1 protein-coding gene is annotated in these 671 nt (G+C 37.7%); it reads right to left on the minus strand.

What is annotated here, in order from left to right; all coding sequences use genetic code 11:
• Window positions 1-125: 125 nt before the first annotated feature.
• Window positions 126-410, minus strand: a complete 285-nt coding sequence (locus GQR46_RS20320; RefSeq protein ID WP_007579952.1) for an addiction module antidote protein — start codon at window positions 408-410, stop codon at window positions 126-128.
• Window positions 411-671: the final 261 nt, after the last annotated feature.

The following is a 671-nucleotide window of genomic DNA, read 5'->3' on the forward strand; positions in this document are numbered from 1 at the left end:
AAAGTTAAATACGACCTTGAAGCTTAAAATGAGAGATGGTATCTACAACTAATAACATATACTCTTGGTTTGTGAGCGAGTAAGTATAGTTGTGATTTGTTGGACTTCGTTTCACCCTACCCAGCCTATGCAACTTGTGTTGTAAGGCGAAAGTTAAGTGCTTTCATCACTTTAAAAATAGTTTCCCAACGTGGCTTGGTTTTACCGTTAACTGCTTTATATAAGCTTTCACGGTTTAATCCCGTTGCTTTAGCAATATCACTCACGCCATGTTTTTTAACTAATAAGCCAAGTGCTTCAATAAAGGTATTTGGATCATCATCAGCTAAACACTCTTCTAAAAATGTATTAATTTCTTGCTGTGTTTCCATATAGTCAAACGGGTTAAAATCTGATGTTTGTAGCGCCATAGTAATTACTCCAATTTATTCAACTTGCTGAACAAATGTAGCCCGAAGGCTACAGTTGCACAATGTTATTTATAACTTTTGGGCTATCACCCGCGCGTCAGCAAGCTAAACGCCTACAATAAATAACACATACTCTTGGCTTTTGAGCGAGTAAGTATATTTGTGATTTGTTGGGTTTCGTTTCACTCTACCCAACCTACGTCCATATCATTTATGGCAATCACCACGCACAAAAAAGCCGTTGCATTGTTGCAACGGCTT

It is taken from the genome of Pseudoalteromonas sp. Z1A6 (assembly GCF_011378745.1).
In the GTDB taxonomy this organism is placed as follows: domain Bacteria; phylum Pseudomonadota; class Gammaproteobacteria; order Enterobacterales; family Alteromonadaceae; genus Pseudoalteromonas; species Pseudoalteromonas arctica.